Origin of the sequence: Acinetobacter sp. YH12102, assembly GCF_013419125.1 — a bacterium.
Taxonomy (GTDB): domain Bacteria; phylum Pseudomonadota; class Gammaproteobacteria; order Pseudomonadales; family Moraxellaceae; genus Acinetobacter; species Acinetobacter pseudolwoffii.
Map to the genome: position 1 here is coordinate 141,386 of NZ_VPAS01000005.1, position 19,172 is coordinate 160,557.

At 43.3% G+C, this 19,172-nt stretch carries 19 protein-coding genes; 2 read left to right on the forward strand and 17 right to left on the reverse strand.

Annotated features, from left to right (window positions below):
* Positions 1–29 precede the first annotated feature (29 nt).
* The 4 genes from FTU42_RS06910 to FTU42_RS06925 form a co-directional block, all read right to left on the reverse strand.
* Positions 30–1,478, reverse strand: a complete 1,449-nt coding sequence (locus FTU42_RS06910) for an aldehyde dehydrogenase family protein (RefSeq protein WP_180083197.1) — start codon at positions 1,476–1,478, stop codon at positions 30–32.
* A 127-nt stretch (positions 1,479–1,605) separates the two neighbouring features.
* Positions 1,606–3,771 (reverse strand): malate synthase G, encoded by a 2,166-nt coding sequence (locus FTU42_RS06915; protein WP_159138329.1) that lies wholly within the window; start codon positions 3,769–3,771, stop codon positions 1,606–1,608.
* Positions 3,772–4,142: 371 nt separating this feature from the next.
* On the reverse strand, positions 4,143–5,288 hold the full coding sequence (zapE, locus tag FTU42_RS06920; RefSeq protein WP_005097301.1) for a cell division protein ZapE: 1,146 nt from the start codon (positions 5,286–5,288) through the stop codon (positions 4,143–4,145).
* 84 nt (positions 5,289–5,372) lie between these two features.
* Positions 5,373–6,380: an AraC family transcriptional regulator gene (locus tag FTU42_RS06925; protein WP_005097302.1), complete on the reverse strand. Its 1,008-nt coding sequence runs from the start codon at positions 6,378–6,380 to the stop codon at positions 5,373–5,375.
* Positions 6,381–6,521: 141 nt separating this feature from the next.
* Between FTU42_RS06925 and FTU42_RS06930 the strand changes: the two genes are divergently transcribed.
* A complete protein-coding gene (locus FTU42_RS06930; protein WP_373686734.1) occupies positions 6,522–8,021 on the forward strand; it encodes a flavin-containing monooxygenase in 1,500 nt (499 codons plus the stop codon).
* 68 nt (positions 8,022–8,089) lie between these two features.
* Positions 8,090–8,998, forward strand: coding sequence for a lysine exporter LysO family protein (locus tag FTU42_RS06935; protein WP_005170429.1), 909 nt, complete (start codon positions 8,090–8,092; stop codon positions 8,996–8,998).
* A gap of 114 nt (positions 8,999–9,112) precedes the next feature.
* On the opposite strand, the gene FTU42_RS06940 is transcribed toward FTU42_RS06935, so the two are convergent.
* The 13 genes from FTU42_RS06940 to gspK all read right to left on the reverse strand — a co-directional run bounded on the left by FTU42_RS06940 (position 9,113) and on the right by gspK (position 19,170).
* On the reverse strand, positions 9,113–9,340 hold the full coding sequence (locus FTU42_RS06940) for a hypothetical protein (RefSeq protein ID WP_180083199.1): 228 nt from the start codon (positions 9,338–9,340) through the stop codon (positions 9,113–9,115).
* Between the two features lie 45 nt (positions 9,341–9,385).
* On the reverse strand, positions 9,386–10,348 hold the full coding sequence (locus FTU42_RS06945) for an IS30 family transposase (protein WP_005095842.1): 963 nt from the start codon (positions 10,346–10,348) through the stop codon (positions 9,386–9,388).
* Positions 10,349–10,503: 155 nt separating this feature from the next.
* Positions 10,504–11,184 carry an orotidine-5'-phosphate decarboxylase gene (pyrF, locus tag FTU42_RS06950; protein ID WP_005097309.1) on the reverse strand — a complete coding sequence of 227 codons (681 nt, stop codon included), beginning with the start codon at positions 11,182–11,184 and terminating at the stop codon, positions 10,504–10,506.
* Between the two features lie 36 nt (positions 11,185–11,220).
* Positions 11,221–11,580, reverse strand: coding sequence for a lipopolysaccharide assembly protein LapA domain-containing protein (locus tag FTU42_RS06955; protein ID WP_005097310.1), 360 nt, complete (start codon positions 11,578–11,580; stop codon positions 11,221–11,223).
* A gap of 23 nt (positions 11,581–11,603) precedes the next feature.
* On the reverse strand, positions 11,604–11,909 hold the full coding sequence (locus tag FTU42_RS06960; protein ID WP_005097312.1) for an integration host factor subunit beta: 306 nt from the start codon (positions 11,907–11,909) through the stop codon (positions 11,604–11,606).
* Between the two features lie 163 nt (positions 11,910–12,072).
* The gene (gene rpsA, locus FTU42_RS06965; RefSeq protein WP_005097313.1) at positions 12,073–13,752 is read right to left on the reverse strand and encodes a 30S ribosomal protein S1; all 1,680 of its coding nucleotides are present in this window, start codon (positions 13,750–13,752) and stop codon (positions 12,073–12,075) included.
* Positions 13,753–13,862: 110 nt separating this feature from the next.
* Complete coding sequence (cmk, locus tag FTU42_RS06970; RefSeq protein WP_005170422.1) at positions 13,863–14,546, reverse strand: (d)CMP kinase; 684 nt, start codon at positions 14,544–14,546, stop codon at positions 13,863–13,865.
* Positions 14,547–14,563: 17 nt separating this feature from the next.
* Positions 14,564–14,995, reverse strand: a complete 432-nt coding sequence (locus tag FTU42_RS06975; RefSeq protein WP_005097315.1) for an SRPBCC family protein — start codon at positions 14,993–14,995, stop codon at positions 14,564–14,566.
* Positions 14,996–15,050: 55 nt separating this feature from the next.
* Positions 15,051–15,566 carry a tRNA adenosine(34) deaminase TadA gene (gene tadA, locus FTU42_RS06980; RefSeq protein ID WP_180083200.1) on the reverse strand — a complete coding sequence of 172 codons (516 nt, stop codon included), beginning with the start codon at positions 15,564–15,566 and terminating at the stop codon, positions 15,051–15,053.
* Positions 15,567–15,573: 7 nt separating this feature from the next.
* Entirely contained in the window at positions 15,574–16,695 is a 1,122-nt protein-coding gene (locus FTU42_RS06985) for an enoyl-CoA hydratase/isomerase family protein (RefSeq protein ID WP_100355370.1), read from the reverse strand.
* A complete protein-coding gene (gene ung, locus FTU42_RS06990; RefSeq protein ID WP_005170417.1) occupies positions 16,692–17,405 on the reverse strand; it encodes a uracil-DNA glycosylase in 714 nt (237 codons plus the stop codon). Before ung ends, FTU42_RS06985 begins: the two co-directional genes overlap by 4 nt.
* Before the next feature lie 46 nt (positions 17,406–17,451).
* Positions 17,452–18,048: a 6-carboxytetrahydropterin synthase gene (locus tag FTU42_RS06995; RefSeq protein ID WP_005097321.1), complete on the reverse strand. Its 597-nt coding sequence runs from the start codon at positions 18,046–18,048 to the stop codon at positions 17,452–17,454.
* A gap of 153 nt (positions 18,049–18,201) precedes the next feature.
* Complete coding sequence (gene gspK, locus FTU42_RS07000; protein ID WP_180075017.1) at positions 18,202–19,170, reverse strand: type II secretion system minor pseudopilin GspK; 969 nt, start codon at positions 19,168–19,170, stop codon at positions 18,202–18,204.
* Positions 19,171–19,172: the final 2 nt, after the last annotated feature.

Below are 19,172 nucleotides of genomic sequence, written 5' to 3' on the forward strand. Positions count from 1 at the left end.
AACCTGTAGTATTTATATAGCTCTGAGCATCATGACTGCGGCACTGTCAACCAATGTGTCCGGGTGAATTCCTCAAAAATCCAGCGGCCATTAAAACGCCCCAATCCTGAGTTTTTCTCGCCGCCAAAGGGTGCATTCGACTGATCTGCAACACTGATCCCGTTAATATGGGTCATACCAATATCCAGTTGTGCTGCAAAAGTGCTGCCGCGTTCGATATTTGATGTACAGACTGCACTGGACAAACCGAACTCTGTTGCATTGGCCAGATTTAAAGCATGGGCCTCATCACGTGCTTTTAAGATCGGTAAAATCGGACCGAAGCTTTCTTGTTGTGCTAAATCAGAATCGGCTGTGACGTTAATGAAAATATGCGGATAGACCAGATTTCCTTCAATTCCGCCCTCATATACCAGCTGTGCGCCCTGCTCGCTGCCTGTCTGAATGATCTGTTGATGCTTTTTGACCTGACTCCGATTAATGATCGGCCCGATGATGGTATCTTCCAGATTCGGATCGCCCACTGGAATCATTTTGACTCGATCCAGAAGCTTATCCACATAAGCATCATGAATAGATGCATCGATAACAACCCGATTGGTGCTCATGCAAATTTGTCCCTGATGCATAAAACGCCCCATCAAGGTCAGTTCAACCGCCAGATCAAGGTCGGCATCATCCAGAATCACCAAGGGTGCATTGCCGCCCAGTTCCAGTGCCAAACGTTTGATTCTGGAACTGGCCAGAGCTTTACTGCCGACACTTTTCCCCACTTCAGTCGAGCCGGTAAATGAAATCATTTTTGGCACTGAATGCTCGACAAAATAATCCCCGATTTCACTGCCAGCACCGGCAATAATATTCAATGCACCCGGAGGCAAACCGGCTTCTTCAAATAATTTCCCGATTAATGTACCGCCAGTCACCGGCGTATCACTGGCTGGTTTCAAGACAACCGTATTGCCACAGGCAATCGCTGTCGCCACTGAACGCAAGGACAGATGAAATGGAAAGTTCCATGGGCTGATGACTGCAATCACGCCTAAAGGTTTACGCAAGACCAAACTTTTCCGTACTGGATCTTTGCTTTCGAGCTGTTCAGTTTTCAGCTGATCTGGAAATGCCAGACTTTCGTGAATAATCCCCAAGGCAGCATCTACCTCAAGGCCGGCTTTAATGCGCGTACTGCCTGATTCAATAATCAGCCAGTCAATGATTTCTGCACGGCGCTGCTGAATAATATTAATTAAATTTTGCAATACTGTTTTACGGACTTCAATGGAATTCAAAACACCCTGTTGAAAAGCCTGTTCTGCTGCCGTATACGCACTGTCTACATCGACAGAGCTGGCAGCTGCAAGACTCATAATTTCGGTTTGGGTAAAAGGATTGATATTTTTTATGATTTTGGTTGAAGTTCCATGTTGCCACTGACCATGAATAAACTGCTGGTCTAAGTCCTGATATACCGTCATCATTTTATTGTTCCTCGCAAGCTTTGCTCCACTTTAAGAGTTCAACTGAAAAATTTCTAGTCAGAAAGACAGCCGCTTACCATTAGACAATAAAAAAGCCTCCGAAGAGGCTTTTTTAAGTTAGACGGGATTAGTCACCTGTATAACCTTTTAACTTTAAACGTGCTGCATGTAAAAGTGGCTCGGTATAACCTGATGGCTGTTCACCACCTTTAAAGATCAGGTCAGACGCTGCCTGGAATGCAATATTGTTGGCAAAGTCTGCAGACATTGGCGTATACAACGGATCATTGGCATTTTGCTGATCTACAATTTTCGCCATACGCTGCATCACTTCTTCTACTTGCTCATGGCTTACCACACCATGACGCAACCAGTTCGCCACGTGCTGCGAAGAGATACGTAAAGTCGCACGATCTTCCATTAAACCGACATCGTTGATGTCGAGTACTTTAGAACAACCTACACCTAAGTCTACCCAGCGAACTACATAGCCCAAGATCCCCTGACAGTTATTTTCAAGTTCTTTGGTTTTCTCTTCTTCAGACCAGTTAGTGTCTGTTGCTAATGGTGGCGTTAACAAGTCATCTAGTGACAAGGCTTCAGTTGCCAATAACTCTTGCTGACGATCCGCAACATTAATCTGATGATAGTGAATCGCGTGAATTACCGCACCTGTTGGTGATGGCACCCATGCACAGCTCGCACCTGCTTCCGGATGTTCAGTTTTGGTTTTATACATGTCGAGCAACATGTCTGGTTTTGGCCACATGCCTTTACCGATTTGCGCTTTGCCACGTAAACCTGCTTGCAGACCGATCATCACGTTACGGTTTTCATAAGCCGGGAACCAGATCTGACCTTTGACTTCGCCTTTACGTACGAATGGGCCTGCTTCCATAAAGGTATGGATTTCGTCACCGGTACGGTCCATGAAGCCTGTATTGATGAAAATAGTACGGTCTTTGGCTTGTGCAATACAGTTCTTCAGGTTTACAGAAGTACGGCGCTCTTCATCCATAATCCCGATTTTTAAAGTTTTTGCAGGCAAACCCAGTACCTGTTCCGCACGTTCAAACAATTCAACGGCAAATGCCACTTCTTCAGGACCATGCATTTTTGGTTTAACGATATACATTGAACCTTGACGCGAGTTCTTGATGGTATTTTCACCTTTGATGTCGGCAAAAGACAACAATGGTGTAATCAAGGCATCCATGATGCCCTCAAAAATCTCTGCACCATCGACCAGAATGGCAGGGTTTGTCATCAAATGACCGACATTACGCAGCAACATCAATGAACGACCATGAACCTTGGTTTCACCACCTTCCACATTTTTGAAAGTACGGTCTGCATTCAGTGTACGGGTAACTGTTTTACCATTTTTCTGAATGGACTCTTCTAAAGTGCCTTTCATCAGACCTAACCAGTTACGGTAGCCTTCCACTTTTTCTTCAGCATCAACCGCTGCAATCGAGTCTTCCAAATCCTGAATGGTGGTAACCGCAGCTTCAAGAACTACGTCTTTTACGCCAGCGGCATCAGTCTGGCCAATCGGGCTCGTTGCATCAATTTGCACAATAACGTGCAGACCGTTATTTTTAAATACGATTTCAGTCGGTGCTGACGCTTCGCCATTGAAGCCAACAAATTTAGCGCTATCCGCAACAGTCGTTGTAGAACCATCTTTTAATTTTACAACCAGTGCGTTGCGATCAACTGCATATTGAGTTGCGTCTGCGTGCGAACCTTGTGCCAATGGGAAAGTTTCGTCAAGGAAGTTTTTCGCAAATGCGACAACTTTCTCACCACGTTTCGGGTTATAGCCTTTGCCTTTTTCCGCGCCATCTTCTTCAGAGATCACGTCGAAACCATAAAGTGCATCGTAGAGAGAACCCCAACGTGCGTTGGCTGCGTTGAGGCAGTAACGTGCATTACGTACCGGTACCACCAGCTGTGGGCCGGCCAATACGGCAATTTCTTCGTCTACATTTTCAGTGCTGATTTGAAAATCTTCTACTTCTGGTAACAAGTAGCCAATTTCAGTCAAGAAAGCTTTGTAAGCTTGTAATTCAAATGTGTTATTGCGGTGCCATTCATCGATTTTCGCTTGAATGTCATCACGCTTAGCCAAAAGTGCTTTATTTTTAGGGCTAAGATCAACAACGACTTGTTCAAAGTTTTTCCAGTAAGTTTCACTATCCAAACCAGAACCTGGTAGTGCTTCATTTTCGATAAAATCGTAAAGTTCTTTAGCAATCGCTAACTTGCCTTTTTGAATACGTGCAGTCATTGTCTTTCCTGATATTGCTACTTTTTATACAAGAGATTCTAGTATACCGATTAAAATCTAGCTGAATAGTATTATCAAATTGCTAAATACTGAGCATTTTTCATAATATGAGTACCCTCATAAACATATCAGACGTCGCTCAGCCGCATTGAGATATCATTCTGCTAAATACCCTAATGACAGTGTATAAAGTTTTCGAAATGTAGAAATTAGACTTAAGTTCAGATTTTCGAGTAAAAATTATGCATTCTAGTTATACACGATCATATTTAGATCAAGATTAAGCCATGTTTGGCCCTAGTTGTCGATCAATTACCTGCTTATTTTTATAAAAAAGCGCCAGTCAATGACCAGCGCTTTTATTCTGCTTCCTACTCACTTGAAATAGTTTTCTGAATCTGACGATGTTCAGAATTCAGATATTCATCCGACTGCATTTCCAGTAAACGTGAACGCGTCCGTTCAATTTCGAAGACCAGTTTTTCACCTTGGTAAATATCAATAATATTATCTTCCGAGGTCAATAACAGTTTGACACCACGGTCATAGAACTCATCGACCAGATAAATAAAACGGCGCGTCCCATCATTGAGGAAATCGGTCAGGTGCGGCACATTACTGACTAAAACCGTATTATAAATATTGGCAATTTCAATAAAGTCAGCCGGGCTACGTGGTTTTAGACACAGCTCAGAAAACTCGCACCACAATACATCTTCGGTATGTGACACAGTTTCCACAATACGGTTATTGATGATAATCGGCTCTTCAGAGCAGGTTTGCGTCTGAGTCAAAGCGCTGAAACGTTGCGCAATCCAGTTTTTATGATCATGGGTTAATGGGAATTTGAATAACTGCGCCTGTTTTAATACGCGTAAACGGTAATCGACGCCGGCATCGACGTTTAACACCACACAGTTTTTCTTGACCAGTTCAATCGTCGGCAGGAAACGGTCACGATGAATCCCGTTTTTATACAAACCATCTGGGGCAATGTTCGAAGTTGCAACCAAAGTAATCCCGCGTTCAAATAGTTTCTGGAACAGATCACTCAGAATCATGGCATCGGTGACATTGGATACAAAGAACTCATCGAAACAGATAATCACCGCGTCTTTATAAATCTGATCCGCGACCAGATCCAGCGGATTACGCTGCCCAGAGAGCTTATTTAATTCACGATGCACATGCTGCATAAAGTGGTGAAAATGCATCCGGGTTTTACGGCGAAATGGAATCGAATCATAAAACTGATCCATTAACCAGGTTTTGCCACGACCCACACCACCCCACATATACACGCCATTGGGAGAAGTCTGACGGCGAAAACGGCGAAAGGCTTTTTTCGAGGCCTTAAAACGCTGAATCAATTCCAGCCAGACACGATTCAGTTCATGTACTGCCATTGCCTGTGCATCATCAGGCATAAACTGTCCCGAAGATATTGCTTGTGCATAACGTTCTGCAGGAGAAATCGGACTAAAGGCGGTGCTGTGCTGTGAATTAAAATCGGACATAGAGTTTCGTACTATTTGGGATCAATTTAATTATAGCGGAGTTTAATCAACACACTATAACACTTTGGCATAAACAAGCTTAGGCTATTTTACATATTGCCGAGGGCTTTGCCCAAACCAGCGTTTAAAGGCATGGTTAAAAGCAGCCGGCTCGGAATAGCCCAACAACTCTGCAATCATTTCAATTGAATACTGTTTATATTCAATCAATCGCAAAGCCTTATCTTTAATAATGTCTTCGCGAATCTGTTTATAACTGGTATCACACTGCTGTAACTGATGCCGCAAGGTTCGCTCCGGAATATTTAGCGCCTGCGCAGTTTCGGCCATGCTCGGCATCAAACCACTTTGTATTTCCAGATAATCCTGAACGCGCTGCACCACTGTCGGTGTCTGCTCATCCTGTTGCAAACGTTGCAATTCAGCAAAACACTTGGCTTCATACAGCGCAAAGGTCACCGTATCCGCAGACGGAATTTTAATATCCAGAACTGCTTCATCAAACCAGAATGCCGCACTTGGTGCATCGAACTGAACCTGTGTCCCATAATAATCATGATAGACCTTTAAGGTATTCGGCTCTTGCGGATGGGCAAATGGTAACTCGATCCGTAAATCAGGTTTGGACAGGCCCATCATTTTGTAAATATCACGGATAAACTTGAAAGTTCCCGAAATCTCCGCCTGTGCCAGCAACACACCCAAACCATCTTCCAGATTTTTCGGTCGATAACACAGCGCGCTATGATGCTCGCTTTGTTGCAAACCCAATTGTCCTGTCAAATGCGTCAACTGTTGAAAGCGGATCACCTGATGCAGCGCATCACGTACCGTCGGACTGGTAACCAGTAACATCAACAACGGACCATAACCTGCCAATGCATAATGCTGGCCAATCAATAATCCCTGCTCAGCTTCGATTTCCTGCCCTACCACCTTAAGTACATCATGTTCCAAACTCGGATGAATAATCGAGCCAGGATCAAAGGCATCGACACGCAGTCCAATGTTTTGCAGCTTCTGATCGACGTCTATGCCCGCCTTGCGCATCCCTTGAATCAAATACATTAGACTGAGAACAGAACGTTTCATAACCATACAAATACAATGTGATAGTCTTAGTTGTACTATAAAAATAAGTGTACTGCTATTGCCGTTTAGATCAATTTTAGGTCTAATCTTTTATCAGTGAATGATGATAATAATCTCTTATTAAAATAAGCAAGGAATGCAATGATGCTGGAAAATACAAGTGCCACCCGCTCGCCACCCTTTACCAAAGTCGCCATTATTGGCGCCGGTTTTGGCGGTATTGCCATGGCAATACGTTTACAGCAGCAAGGCATCCATGATTTTATTCTGCTGGAAAAAGGCCATGAATTTGGTGGAACCTGGCGAGACAACCAGTACCCTGGCGCAGCCTGTGATGTGCAGTCACATTTATATTCCCTCTCATTCGCTCCGAAAAGTAACTGGTCAAAACGCTATGCCGAAGCACCCGAGATATTTTCCTATATTCAGGATCTGGTAAACGATTATAAGCTGCGTGCGTTCTGCCGCTTAAATACTGAAGTCCTTTCAGCGCATTACCAGGCAGAGCGCTGTCTGTGGCAATTGCAGTTACAAGATCAAAGTATCCTGGAAGCCCAATTTGTCATATTTGCTTCAGGGCCTTTACATATTCCCCAGATTCCACCTATCCCCGGTATTGAGAAGTTTCAAGGGAAAGTCTTTCATTCTGCACAATGGGATCATACTTATGATTTAAATGGAAAAAATGTCGCATCGATTGGCACAGGTGGCAGCGCCATTCAATATGTTCCGGAAATTGCCCCACAATGCAAACAACTCTATGTCATGCAACGTACTGCAGCCTGGATCATTCCTCGCGATGAACGTGTCTATCACCCTCTCGAAAAGACACTATTTGAAAAATATGACTGGTTCCGAAAACTGCACCGTGCCCGCTTATATTGGTCAAATGAATCGCGGGTCATCCCCATCGTTAAACCCGGCATCATGAAATACACCCAGAAACTGGCAGAACTGTTCATCAAATACCAGATTAAAGATCCTGAGTTAGCTCAAAAACTCACTCCGGATTACATCATGGGTTGTAAACGTATTCTGGTTTCCAATAGCTATTTCCCGACTTTTAACCGCAGGAATGTAGAACTGGTGACTGAAAAGATTCAGGAACTCACTGAAAATAGCATCATTACCCAAGATGGTCAGGAGCGGCCAATTAACTGTCTGATTTATGGCACCGGGTTCATTACCGATCCACGCATCTATATGAATAATTTTCAATGTACTGGGCTGGATAATCTACAGCTCAATGAGGTCTGGAAACAGGGGGCTGAAAGTTATTATGGAATTTGCATGAAAGGTTTCCCAAACCTGTTTCAATTACTGGGCCCAAATACCCTATTGGCACACAACTCTGTGATTTTTATGATTGAGGCACAAGTTGACTATATCTTGCAGCTCATGCAGCGGGTCGATCAATCACATAGCGATGCCATTATGGTCAAAGAGCAGGCGCAAGATACATTTAATCAGCAGGTGCAACATATGTTTGAACAGACCGTATGGCAATCTGGCTGTGTCAGCTGGTATCAGCAGGAAGGTGGCAAGAATTTTGCCCTATGGCCGACTTATACCTGGAAATACTGGCTGAAAACCAAGAAACCCAATACCGCAGATTATCGATTATTCAATAAAGTTAGCTAAAAGCTTTTCACCATCTAGCATCAAGCGATGGCATAATTTAAAGATAATTTTTTCAATCTATTAAACTTATGCAATCGCTTTGGCTCATCTTTCAGCTTCTTCTCTGTTTGGCACTCGGTTTTGCTTTGGCGAAACGGATTCCAGTATCGATGATTAAAATCTGTTTCAAGCTCTTACCTTATTTTAGCTATGTGTTACTGATTGCGATTTCCTTTGAATTCTCACAGCTTGTGGATGAATTACAGCATCCCCTACAGATTCTGAGTACATCCATCAGCATTGCCTTTCTGACATCACTCGGTGCTTTTGCTATTTGCTATTTGCTGTTCAAGTGGGCTGGTTTTCTTCCCAGTTCAGGCAGAGTATCCCTTGATCTGGTAATTAAATCCTTAGTGAATATGAGTTATGCTTTTTTGGCACTCGCAGGCGGATACTTTTTACATGCTGGCTTGAGTCTGTTTGATCTGTCCTTACACATTAGCACCTGGCATTTGTTACTGGTATTTATGTTTTTCATTGGTTTAGATCTGGCTTATTCGCCACTGGATCGTTCTTGGTTAAATATCAAAATTCTTCTGGTTCCGATCGGTTGTATCTTCGGTTCATTATTCGCAGTTATGCTGTATTCATTCTGGAACACACAGATTGGCCTGAAAGATTTGATCATGCTGTCACAAGGCTATGGATTTTACTCAATGTCAGGCGTTGTCGTGACCGAGCTTCGAAATGCAGAACTCGGCAGCATCGCGCTGATGAATGACCTGTTTAGAGAAATTTTTGCCATCTTACTGATGTATTGTATGGGCTGGAGATATCCAAGATCGGCCATTTCCGCAGCGGGTGCAACTGCAATGGATGTGACTTTACCGATGGTTAAGCAGGCATGCGGTCACGATTTTATTCCGCATGCTATGGTCAGTGGATTTATTTTGTCACTGTTAGCACCAGTCATGGTGAGTGTACTGGCAGCGATTTAATTGCTTTATTGCTTTCTCAATCTCCCTAAATCTCTCTTTTCTAAAGAGGAACTTTCCTTCCTGACTAAGTTTTAAAGCAGGATTTTAAAACGAAGCACAAGCAAGAAGGGCTGACTAAAAACTTAAATCAATATCACTTAAGGCATCGCCTACTGTTTCAATAACATCCGAAGCAAGGCTGATGGCATCAGATGCCAAACTGACCACACCGATCCCTGCTGTCCAATCTGCTGAGCTTGCCTGCTGTTGTTGCTGTTCTTGTTGCCTAAGCTGTTCCGCCTGTTGAACATGTTGAATCACGTCATTCTGTTCTTTTTCTAATTGTGGTTCAGATGAAGTCATCATTTTTCCTTTTTATTTTATAACCATTTTTTTTAATAGGCGGATTCAAGCGGCAAGTGCAACAGTATAAAAACCAGCCATAACTTCACTAGGCGTATACCAACCTAGTGTTTTTCTAGGACGATGGTTGAGTGCAAATTCTATCTGCTCTATTTGTTCGTTTGACACGTCATCAAACGATGATGATTTTGGCAGATATTGCCGGATTAAACCATTCGTATTTTCATTCCTTGCTCGTTGAATAGACTTGTAAGGATCAGCAAAATACGTATCTATGCCGGCATCAGTGATTCTTTTGTGTTCGGCAAATTCCTTACCATTATCAAAAGTAACACTATAAGCATGGCTCATCCGTAAACGATCTAATGCACAAGTAATCGTTTGAGAGGATGCTCTCGTTGGCCCTAAATGAACAATATGTACGTACAGGCTCTTTCGATCAACGAGAGTTAATAAAGCACCTTTATGATGTTTACCAATTACAGTGTCACCTTCGAAATCTCCTAAACGTTGTCGTTGATCAATGACCTGGTCTCGGCAATGAATACTTGTTTTATCAATGATTTGCCCCCTACGATCCGTGTTTTTGTAACCTCGTTTTCGATATTTCTTCTGATGCCTTAAATGTAGGTGGAGTTTACCGCCTTTTGATTTATCTTCATAAATGTACTGGTAAATCCACTCATGTGAAGGTACATCCAGCCAACCGCGTTGTGTTAAAGCGCCTAAAATTTGTTCTGGTGACCAGTCCAAGCCAATCAAGTAATCAATATAAGCGAAGGCAAATGCTGTCATGGGTGATGAAGGACGGTACCGTCTTTGACTTGCAAATTTCGCTGCCTGTTGAGCTCTATATCCACGTTGCCCAGTATTTCTTTTTAATTCACGGTAGATGGTTGATCGTGAACGCCCTAACTCCCGAGCAAGGCTAGCGATTGAACTTTTACTTTTCAAAGTAGCATAAATTTCGTATCTTTCATCTTGAGAAAGTTGGGTGTATTTCTTCATTGTGTGCTTTCCAATTGCGAGTTGAAAAAGTCCAATGATTCTACGAATACACCTAACTTTTTCAACTAACTACAAATGTGTCGCACTTGAGATTTGAATCTGCGATATATAAAAAAAGCCTTTCGACTGAAAGGCTTTTTGTCATTCAAACCATATTAAAGCGTTGCCAAAATATCTTTTAAAGTCTGACGCATATTCTTAGACTGGGTAATGGGACGGCCAATCACCAGATGAGTCGAACCATCCAGCATCGCCTGTTTCGGTGTCACAATACGCTTCTGATCATCGGCATTTGAACCTTCAGGACGAATACCGGGTGTTACCAAAGCAAAGTCTTGGCCTAATGTTTCACGTAACATTTTTGCTTCTTGAGCTGAACACACCACCCCATCCAGGCCACTGTTTTTGGTCAGTTGAGCCAGACGCTTGACATGCTCATTTGGCTCAATATCCAGACCAATATCTTTGAGGTCTTCACGACCCATTGAAGTCAGCACTGTCACAGCAATGAGTTGAGTTTTATAGTTGCCTGCTTGTAAACGCTCCACACAGGTTTCCATCATTTTTCGGCCACCAGATGCATGTACATTCACCATCCATACACCCAAATCAGCTGCCGCGCAGACTGCTTGTGCAGTCGTATTTGGAATATCATGAAATTTCAGATCCAGAAATACATCAAAACCTTTATCTTGAAGTGCTCTGACAATGATTGGACCTTCATGGGTAAATAACTCTTTGCCCACTTTTAGTCGACACAAGGCAGGATCTAGCTGTTCTGCAATGGCTAAGGCATCAAATTGGCTTTTGGCATCTAGTGCAACAATGATACTCAAGAGATTATCCCTTCAAATAGGCAAAAAATAAGCCCATTATAATGAGCTTTGATTTTCATTGGTAATATCTAATACAGTTTTTTCATGCCGGGTATGGGCTGCTGCTTCAGCGGCCATTAACTTGGCTGTATTCAACTGTTCCTTACGCAGATGTTCAATGTCTTTACGCAGTCGCTTGATTTCCCAATTGGTCTGGAAAACCCGGAAGATTTGAACGCCCAATAACAGGCCTAATACGACGCCTAGAGATAGGGTAAGGAGCAGCAATAATCCTAGACGCATTGCAGGAACTTGAGTAAATAACAAGTCCACGGACAATTCGGTACCATTTTGCAAAACCAAAGCCAATGAATAGCCAAACAGCACCAATAAAAGAACGACCAGAACGTAACGCATGAACACCCCGTAAATATTTACAATTATTTATTTGCAGATTCGTTTACAGCATCACGAAGGGCCTTACCTGGCTTAAAGTGCGGAACTGCTTTTGCAGCCACTTCTACAGATTTACCAGTTTTAGGGTTACGACCCACGCGTGGCTCACGATGATGCAATGCAAAACTACCAAATCCGCGAATCTCGATACGATTGTCAGATGATAAAGCTTCTATCATTTGATCAATCATAATTTTAACCGCTTCTTCCACTAAAGGCTCGGCCAAATGCGGATTTTTTAATGCAATGCGCTCTATTAAGTCAGACTTATTAAGTGCTTCAGTAGTCATCTGCGACCTCTTTAATTATCAAGCTACTTGGGATCTATTTCCCGATAATAACCTGTTTAAATACAAAACGGTAGCGCAATAATTAAATACTACGCTACCGTTTACAGTATTTGTATAAAAAGTATTAGTTAACTTACATTAACAATACAATTCAAACGTCTACTTAGTTGCCCATTTGAGCTTTGATCAGGTCACCAATCGTCTTAGGACCATTGTCTTGACCAGCAGCTGGCGCTGTTTTCAAGTTAGCAACTGCTTCTTTCTCTTCAGCTTCGTCTTTCGCTTTGATAGACAAGTTGATTGCGCGAGATTTACGATCAACGTTGATGATCTTCGCTTCCACTTCTTGACCAACTTCAAGGAACTTAGTTGCATCTTCAACGCGATCGCGGTTGATTTCAGATGCTTTCAGAGTCGCTTCAACTTCGTCAGCCAACTTAACAGTCGCGCCTTTCGCATCAACTGCAGTTACAGTACCTTTAACCAACGCACCGCGTTCGTTAGCAGCAAGGAAGTCATTGAACGGATCGTTGTTCATTTGCTTGATGCCAAGGCTGATACGGTTGCCTTCAGCGTCTACAGAAAGGATAACCGCTTCAACAGTGTCGCCTTTCTTGTAACGACGAATCGCTTCTTCGCCTTGTTCGTTCCAAGAAATATCAGACAAGTGAACTAGACCGTCGATACCGCCTGGTAAACCGATGAAGATACCAAAGTCAGTGATAGATTTGATCGTACCAGAAACTTTTTCGCCTTTGTCGTGGTCTTTAGCAAACTCTTCCCATGGGTTAGCACGAGTTTGTTTGATACCAAGAGAAATACGACGACGCTCTTCATCAACTTCAAGAACCATAACATCAACTTCATCACCGATCTGAACAACTTTAGATGGGTGGATGTTTTTGTTCGTGTGATCCATTTCTGAAACGTGTACTAAACCTTCAACGCCTTCAGCAATTTCAGCGAAACAACCGTAGTCAGTCAGGTTAGTTACGCGCGCTTTAACGATTGAACCTTTAGGGTAACGGTTCATGATCGCTAACCATGGATCTTCGCCAAGTTGTTTAAGACCTAGAGAAACACGGTTACGCTCGCGGTCGAACTTAAGTACTTTAACAGTAACTTCTTGACCCACTTCAACAACTTCTGAAGGATGCTTGATGCGTTTCCAAGCCATATCAGTGATGTGAAGAAGACCGTCAATACCGCCAAGGTCAACGAATGCACCGTAGTCAGTAAGGTTTTTGATCGTACCAGTAACAGTTTGACCTTCTTCAAGCTGAGCAAGAAGAGCTTCACGGTCAGCTGAAGATTCAGCTTCCATAACAGCACGACGTGAAACAACAACGTTGTTACGTTTAGCGTCAAGTTTGATTACTTTAAATTCTAACTCTTTGCCTTCTAGGTGAGTCGTATCACGAATAGGACGAGTATCAACTAAAGAACCTGGAAGGAACGCACGTACTGGACCGATGTCAACAGTGAAACCGCCTTTAACTTTACCAGAGATAACACCAGTAACGATTTCGCCGTCTTCAAAGATTTTTTCAAGTTTAGTCCAAGTCTCAGCGCGTTTAGCTTTTTCGCGAGAAAGAACAGTTTGACCCATACCGTTGTCAAGCGCTTCAACAACTACGTCTACAGTGTCGCCAACTTGAACTTCAAGTTCGCGCTGTTCATTTAAGAACTCAGCACGGTCAACAACGCCTTCAGATTTAAGGCCAGTGTCAACAGTTACCCAATCAGAGTCAATGCTTACTACAACGCCCTGGATAACTGCACCCTTTTCAACGTTGAGGTTTAATTCACTTGCTTCAAAGAGGGCTGCAAAAGATTCGGTCATGATATTTCCGATAAAGTCAGCGGTCTTGGATCAGACAAGGCCGGTTTAATTAAGCATCTACATAGTCCATATAAAACTGATCAAGCTATGCGTTTGCTGATAAAATCAGGTTAATTGGCTAACTGCTGGTCCACATAAGTGGTCATCAACTGGAATACCTCATCAATGTTCAAATTTGAACTATCGATAATGTAAGCATCGTCGGCAGGCTTGAGTGGAGCGACAGTGCGTTCCATATCTCGTTTATCACGCGCGATGATATTAGCTAAAATATCGTTTATTTTAACATCCAGCCCCATACCCTGCAACTGCTTTACACGTCTTTGCGCGCGCGATTCAGCCGATGCAGTCAAATATATTTTAGCCTGAGCTTGCGGGAAGATACTTGTGGCCATATCGCGGCCATCTGCCACCAGACCAGGTGCCTGTGCAAAAGCATGTTGACGTGAAACCATTGCCATTCTAAGCTCAGGAATTGCAGCAACTTTTGAAGCAAATTCTCCGACGCGTTCAGTTCGAATGGTCTGGGAAACATCTTCGCCATCCAAGTACACCTGCACCCCGGTTTCGCTACTGACAAACTGGATATCCAGATTTGTTGCGATTTGTACGCATTCTGGCAACTTAATATCCATTAAATCCAGTAAATCATGGTGATGCAATGACAAACCCAAAAGTCGGTAGAGCGCGCCAGAATCCAATAAGTGAAACTGATAATGTGCAGCCAGTTTTGCTGCCAACGTGCCTTTGCCAGACCCACTTGGACCATCAATGGTAATAATTTGAACTGTCATTGCTTTCCCGTTGTTGTTTAAACAGATTTTGCGAGTTTCGTCAGGCCTAGTTTAATCGCTGCCTGTAACTGTGCAAGAATTAATTTACTCACAAAAGGCGCACGCGCCTGTAATTCAATCGTATAGGTGACCAGGGTTTTATCATCGGCCAGCGCTTCAAATTCGATAATCCCCAGATGATGCTTGATCAATGGATTTTTAATAATCTGATATTCAATACGAGCATTCGGCTCAAACAATGTAATCTGTTCTTTCAGCGGCTTGAGCGGCCCCACCCCCATAGCACGCACCGAACCTAGTCCATCCGGATGTTCAGCATCTGCAGAATCCTTGATTCGTTCAACCTGCATCGGCGCAAAGGCAATATTATAGGTGGCATGCTTAGACATTAAATCAAAGACTTCATCAATCGATGCCGGAAATTCTTTTTTTACTTGAATGCTATGCATTATTTTTCCTGAAATTATAGATTCGAAACTAAGGAATTTTAGCGATAAAGTAGATTTATTTCTGCGTATTTAATAATTTTTCTTGTAACCTGAGTTGCCGCTTCTGCTCACGACGCAACTTGAAAAATGCACTAAGCTGTTCGGAGCATTGCTGCTGCATGCAGCCTGCTTCAAAGGAAAATACATGATTATAATAGCCCGTTTCAAATAATTGACGTGCACTGACCAGTGAACCCGCTTTCGCTTCAAATGCGCCAAATACTACCCGTGAAACCCGTGAATGTACCAAAGCACCAACACACATGGTGCACGGCTCAAGGGTTGCATACAGCACTGCATCGTCAGGTAGTCGATAATTCTGGATATTTTGACAGGCATCACGCAGCGCCACAATCTCGGCATGCGCGGTCGGATCATTTAAGGAAATCGGCGCATTAAAGCCCTGACCAATGATCTGATTCTGACTAACAATAATCGCACCCACCGGAATTTCGCCCTGTGCGGCAGCAAGTGCAGCCTGCGCATAGGCAAGCTGCATCCAGTATTCATGACTCAATTGTGTTTCGGACATGTAAGACTTAAATCACACCATACTGTTTTAACAAGGCATTCCAGCTTTCAATATTGGTCACCGGAGGGTTTGCAGACAAAATACCTTTTAAGCTCATATCTGCACCCTTTTTCCATGCAGGAGAAAGGTCTTTATCCACCAGACGCGCGCGTACCCCCTCAACGAAATCATGATGACGGATTTTCCAGTCAGAAATCTGGGTTTCCAGTTCAAAAATTTCATTCCAGGAATGTACCTGTTTACCCCATTGCCAGAGCAACCAGGTCAATGCAGCTGTAGTTGGTGAACCTTTTTGCAGATTTTCACTGGCTTGACGCAACCAGTCACTGCGCGCATCACTCAGACCGATAATCGATTCATAATCATGCTCGAAGTTGACACCACGACAAACACTATGAATCACATCCAGAGAGTTTTGCAGTGGTCCTGGCCCTACCGGACGATGCATACTATTTAAAGTGTCATCAATGGCACGGAAGTCACCGGCAGGATAATGATCCCAGTCAATATTAATCACTTTATCTAAAACTGAATCACGCTGTGCATCACAAATATGTGTTGCCCAGCCAATCCCATAAGCACCTGCAGCGGTCATGATTGAACCGGTCAAGCCGGTAAATAAACCAATCGCGCCCCGATCGGCCAGGAAACGGGTTGCTCCCACATCGGGATATAAACCGATATTGATTTCAGGCATCGCCAAACGCGAATACGGCGTCACTAAACGGAAAGGTGCCGCCATAAACAGACCAAGGCCCCCACCCATCACATAACCTTCACCCCAGACCAAAACCGGTTTGGCATAATTATGCAATAACAGATCCAGCGCATATTCCTGTTCAAAAAACTTATTGGCAGCCGCCACTTCATCGTTAATGACCAGTTGACGTAATTTACGCACATCGCCGCCGGCACAGAATGCTTTCGGTGTGGTTGAATCTAACCAGATCGCTTTTACGCTGTCATCCGTATGAAAATCCTGAAATACTTCCAAAAGTGCAGAAGCAATCGATTCATCCAGAGCATGCAAAGACTTTGGACGATTTAAACGAACGATACGCCAGCCATTATGCGCTTCTTCAACGATCAAATCCGGATGATAAGTTTTAGTAAGGGGAGAATATGTCATGCGTCCAGCTGCCAATCTATAGGCTCAATGCCATGTTGTTTGAGATAGTTATTCGATTTTGAAAATACTTTACAACCAAAAAAACCACCACGGTTTGCGGCCAAAGGCGATGGATGTGCGGCCTTTAACACGAGATGCTTGTCCTGATTGATGCGCTGTCCTTTACGCTGTGCGTATGCGCCCCAAAGAATAAAGACAATATGTTCACGCTGCTCATTTAAAACATCAATGACGTGATCGGTGAATTCTTCCCAACCGCGCTTTTGATGCGAGGTCGGCTGACCTGCCTCTACAGTCAGTACTGCATTTAACAGAAGCACACCCTGCTCTGCCCAATGCGTCAAGTCACCATGCTTTGGTCGTTCAACTCCGACATCCGCATGTAACTCGTGAAAAATATTACGCAAAGATGGCGGCAATGCAACCCCTTTTTGCACCGAAAAGCTTAATCCATGCGCCTGATTCGGGCCATGATAAGGATCTTGCCCTAAAATGACCACTTTAACCCGATCGAGCGGCGTGGTATTCAAGGCATTAAAAATCAGATGATTGGGAGGATAAATTGTTTTATCTGCTTTTTTTTCTTCAATCAGAAAAGCTTTTAATTCGTCCATTTTCGCACTGAGTAAAAACTCACTCAATCCATATTTCCAGCTTTCATCCAACTGAACCTTATTCAGTTTGGCCAGTTGCTGTTCATTTAAAGACATTCTTCAATCCTAAATCTATGTCAATGGATTTAAAGTCACGCAGACTTTAAATCTGTACCTGTAAATCTACAGTCGGGTTATGAAATGCTGTGCCCTGTTTCAGCTTGTTCAACATGTCCGGATCGGTCCATTCAGCTTGCACCTGTTCAGAGAACTCAATTTGATCCAGACTCAGAATGCCCATCTGTTCATTTTGAATATCTTCTAAAAAGCTTTGTGCATAACCGGTATCGGTTTCATGCATAATCACAGAATAGACTTCGACATCACCTTCGCCATTTTGAGTCACGGTCGATGCCAGCACTTGTTGCGCCAGAAAGAAAAAGATACGTGAAAACTGCTCTGCCGATGGTGATACCGGTAACGACACCCATCGCGCACTGAAAGTTTTGCAAGCCTGAATATATTCCGGGTCGTCATTTTGCCAGAAACAGATCGCATGATCGAAAGAATCAAAGAAATCCTTAATCACACCTTTAAGCAGACCAAAGTCATAGACCATCTGCCCATGATCTAATTTCGAGGCTTTTAACAGTAGCTCGACTTTATAACTATGGCCATGGATCGAACGCTTACAGCGATCTGACGTGCAGTTACGCACAATATGAGCATTCTCAAACTTAAATAACTTACGAATTAACATATGCCGTAATGTCGTCAAAAAATAGGTGAATTGATTTTGATTATAAAGCAAAACTACAGCTTTGAGGATTAATTTTGCTGTTCAGCCTGATAGGGAAAAGGGATCAAGCTGCTGTTCAGATTTAGACTGACGGTATAACTGAATAAGCCCTGACTAAAAGGGTGCCATACTGCGATAAGCCACATATACCTGTTTGTCCTGACGAACCAGATCACTACTGAACTGGCGCTTGCGTTCATTCAAGACCACTTCGATCTGAGCTTTAAAATAATTGGATTGCACTCCGAGCAGGCGATTAAACAGATTACGCTTGGCAGCATCGACTTGCGCAAACGGTTCGAGTGACCATAACTCAGACACATTAGAAAAGTGTTCCAAATTGGCCTGTCGCTGATCCAGCAATTGTTGTACTGCATTCACATCCAGTTTTTCATCCATACTGGCTAAAAGAAAAGCAGATGCTGTATTAATATTGACCGGACTTTCCTGCATCGGTGCAGCACTCAGATAAGGTGCTATCCGTTTGTACTTATTTTCTTCAAAACCACGTACCAGCTTTAATTCCTCTACGCTATGAAATTTTGCATTCGGCGGTAAAGCGGCATTCGGTAAGCCTTGATAATAATTAGATTCGGCACCCATACCTCCACTCACCAGCTCGTTTTCATCCTGCCAGTCAATTACGGCTTCACTGAGCTGCGCTGGCAAACCTGCACGTTTTAAAATCAGCTCGAACCATGCTTTGGCATTTTCATTGACGCTATCTTCAGCAGTGATCAGGCTATTTAAATTAAACTTGCCCGATTCATCCTGGATGATTCCGGAAACATAGCCGTCATCGACCGGAAAAGCCGGCATCGGCTGCGCCCAGGTTTCCTGTAGATGATCAACCTCTGCGGCATTTTCAGCATCATCCACCAGTAATTCAGAAAAAAAGGCTTCGGCACTTTTGGCATACATCAGCGACTGATTTTGCCGCATCAGATAGGCGGTACTTTCAGCAGTTGCAGCCTGACGCTGGGCAATCGTGGCTGCCAGAATAGTCGCCAATGCCACCATCACCAGAATGGTAATCAGTGCAATGCCCTGCTGCTGCTTCAGCCTCTGTTTATTCATTTTCATTT

Coding starts and splice junctions, on each gene's coding strand:
- tadA (WP_180083200.1), bottom strand. CDS start 15,566: ATGTCCGAAACACAATTGAGTCATGAATACTGGATGCAGCTTGCCTAT.
- FTU42_RS06955 (WP_005097310.1), bottom strand. CDS start 11,580: ATGCGTTACGTTCTGGTCGTTCTTTTATTGGTGCTGTTTGGCTATTCA.
- FTU42_RS06925 (WP_005097302.1), bottom strand. CDS start 6,380: ATGAAACGTTCTGTTCTCAGTCTAATGTATTTGATTCAAGGGATGCGC.
- FTU42_RS06995 (WP_005097321.1), bottom strand. CDS start 18,048: ATGTTAATTCGTAAGTTATTTAAGTTTGAGAATGCTCATATTGTGCGT.
- zapE (WP_005097301.1), bottom strand. CDS start 5,288: ATGTCCGATTTTAATTCACAGCACAGCACCGCCTTTAGTCCGATTTCT.
- FTU42_RS06985 (WP_100355370.1), bottom strand. CDS start 16,695: ATGACATATTCTCCCCTTACTAAAACTTATCATCCGGATTTGATCGTT.
- FTU42_RS06910 (WP_180083197.1), bottom strand. CDS start 1,478: ATGATGACGGTATATCAGGACTTAGACCAGCAGTTTATTCATGGTCAG.
- FTU42_RS06915 (WP_159138329.1), bottom strand. CDS start 3,771: ATGACTGCACGTATTCAAAAAGGCAAGTTAGCGATTGCTAAAGAACTT.
- rpsA (WP_005097313.1), bottom strand. CDS start 13,752: ATGACCGAATCTTTTGCAGCCCTCTTTGAAGCAAGTGAATTAAACCTC.
- gspK (WP_180075017.1), bottom strand. CDS start 19,170: ATGAAAATGAATAAACAGAGGCTGAAGCAGCAGCAGGGCATTGCACTG.
- cmk (WP_005170422.1), bottom strand. CDS start 14,546: ATGACAGTTCAAATTATTACCATTGATGGTCCAAGTGGGTCTGGCAAA.
- FTU42_RS06945 (WP_005095842.1), bottom strand. CDS start 10,348: ATGAAGAAATACACCCAACTTTCTCAAGATGAAAGATACGAAATTTAT.
- FTU42_RS06975 (WP_005097315.1), bottom strand. CDS start 14,995: ATGCATAGCATTCAAGTAAAAAAAGAATTTCCGGCATCGATTGATGAA.
- FTU42_RS06930 (WP_373686734.1), top strand. CDS start 6,522: ATGATGCTGGAAAATACAAGTGCCACCCGCTCGCCACCCTTTACCAAA.
- FTU42_RS06940 (WP_180083199.1), bottom strand. CDS start 9,340: ATGACTTCATCTGAACCACAATTAGAAAAAGAACAGAATGACGTGATT.
- ung (WP_005170417.1), bottom strand. CDS start 17,405: ATGTCTTTAAATGAACAGCAACTGGCCAAACTGAATAAGGTTCAGTTG.
- FTU42_RS06960 (WP_005097312.1), bottom strand. CDS start 11,909: ATGACTACTGAAGCACTTAATAAGTCTGACTTAATAGAGCGCATTGCA.
- FTU42_RS06935 (WP_005170429.1), top strand. CDS start 8,090: ATGCAATCGCTTTGGCTCATCTTTCAGCTTCTTCTCTGTTTGGCACTC.